At 68.0% G+C, this 1,713-nt stretch carries 3 protein-coding genes; 2 read left to right on the top strand and 1 reads right to left on the bottom strand.

What is annotated here, in order from left to right; translation table 11 throughout:
* Positions 1–504: DUF6441 family protein (locus H7841_18370; GenBank protein MEO5338824.1), on the top strand; the 504-nt coding region annotated here is incomplete at its 5' end.
* Here H7841_18370 and H7841_18375 read toward each other — a convergent pair.
* Entirely contained in the window at positions 505–1,134 is a 630-nt protein-coding gene (locus tag H7841_18375) for an NYN domain-containing protein (protein MEO5338825.1), read from the bottom strand.
* Between the two features lie 109 nt (positions 1,135–1,243).
* Here H7841_18375 and H7841_18380 point away from each other — a divergent pair, with 109 nt between their 5' ends.
* Positions 1,244–1,669 carry an acyl-CoA transferase gene (locus H7841_18380; protein MEO5338826.1) on the top strand — a complete coding sequence of 142 codons (426 nt, stop codon included), beginning with the start codon at positions 1,244–1,246 and terminating at the stop codon, positions 1,667–1,669.
* Positions 1,670–1,713: the final 44 nt, after the last annotated feature.

A 1,713-nucleotide genomic window follows, 5' to 3' on the forward strand; every position in this document is an offset into this window, starting at 1 on the left:
CTGGGCCAACGCCTCGCCAGCACCTGGCGGGGCGAGGTCTACCCGAGGGGAGGCCAGAGCCTGCGGGCGGCGGGCTTCGTCTTCAGCAAGGCGCCCGGCATCGTCCGGGCCTATGCGGACGGGGCGGTGATCCGCTCCCGCCACGGCTATTTCCTCGCCATCCCGACGCCCGCCGCCGGCAAGCATGGCGACGGGCGCAAGAAGATCACCCCCGGCGGCTGGGAGCGCCGGCATGGCGCCAAGCTGCGCTTCGTCTTCCGGCGCGGCGGGCCCTCGCTCCTGGTCGCCGAGAACCGGCGCGCCCGTGCCGGCAAGCGCGGCGGTTTCGGGAAGGCCAGTGAATCGGCCCTCCGCACCGGGCGCGGGCTGGCGACGGTGCCCATGTTCATCCTGGTCCCCCAGGTGACGGTGAGGAAGCGCATCGACGTGGCCGCCGCCGCCGAAAAGTGGATCGCCGAACTGCCCCGGTTGGTGGTCCGGAATTGGCGGGAGCCGGGAACGTGATCAGGACCGCTTTGGCCTGTAGTCGCGAGGATCGAGGCAGCGGTCGTAGGTCGCCTTGTCGATCTTGACCCAGTCCGTCTTGTTGATGCCCCGGCGGTTCCGGCTGGTCGGACTGCTCGGGAAAGCCGAGGCCACCTTGATCCACCGGCCTTGTTCCTGGGAGATCATCCGGATTTCGTCCGCGACCTCGGACAAGTCCTGATCCTGACTGAATACGAGCGCCACGTCGTAGGCGTTCCGGTGGGCGAGCCGGATGATGTCGATGGCGATCCGGACATCGACGCCCTTTTCCTCGCCCACCAGGATCGTGTGCTGGGTGCCGTCGGGCAGGGTGAAGGACTTGTTCCGGTATCGCAGCGGACGCGAGAAGACATGGACCCGCTGGCGGCCCATCTGCGCCAGCTTCGCCGTCCAGAAATGGTTCCAGAAGGGATCATCCGAAGCGTCGGGAACGCCGGTGTAGAAGCGGACCTCGGCGAGCGTCCAGCCTCGATCCAGGCAGACGGTTCCCGCCAGAAGGTGGGGATCGAAGTTCGGGTAGGTATAGCCGAAGGACTCCTTCGCGGAGCGAAAGAGGTTCTGGCCATCGATAAACGCGACAACCTGCTTATTGGCCGGTTCGGCCGCCACGCTCTCCGCCCCCGTAAATGAATAACCCCGCCCGAGGCCTTTCGGCGTGTCGGGCGGGGAGCAAGTAGGCCCTCTTTATATCGCATCTTCTGGCCGGATTTCAACCATCATGACCACCCGCGAAGCAGCCCTCGCGGCGCTGTTCGAGCGCCTGCGGACGATTCCCCATGCCCTCGTCAAGCGCGAGGAGCCGCTGCCCGACAAGGTCCCGGCCGGCGGGCTGGCGATCCTGCGGGACGGCGATCCCGGCGAGCCGGAGGTGCTGCTGTCGCCGCTGAGCTATCTCTGGCGCCATCGGGCCGAGATCGAGGTGGTGGTGCAGGGGCCGCCCGAGGCCGCCACCGCCGCCCTGGATGCCCTGCTCCTGGAGATCGACGCCGCCCTTGCCGCCGACCGGAGCTTAAGCGGCCGGGTCGACTGGCTCGACTGGGGCGGCCCCCAGACCCGCGACCTCGCCCTCGACGGCGCCGCCGGCATCAAGGCCGCCGTGGTGCCGGTCATCCTCCATTTCGAGACCTTCTCTCCCCTGTCCTGAAGGATCCCCAAGATGGCTCTTGGTTTCGGCGCCAACGCGCGCTT

The sequence above is a fragment of the Magnetospirillum sp. WYHS-4 genome (assembly GCA_039908345.1).
In the GTDB taxonomy this organism is placed as follows: Bacteria; Pseudomonadota; Alphaproteobacteria; order Rhodospirillales; family GLO-3; genus JAMOBD01.

Coding starts and splice junctions, on each gene's coding strand:
- H7841_18380 (MEO5338826.1), top strand. CDS start 1,244: ATGACCACCCGCGAAGCAGCCCTCGCGGCGCTGTTCGAGCGCCTGCGG.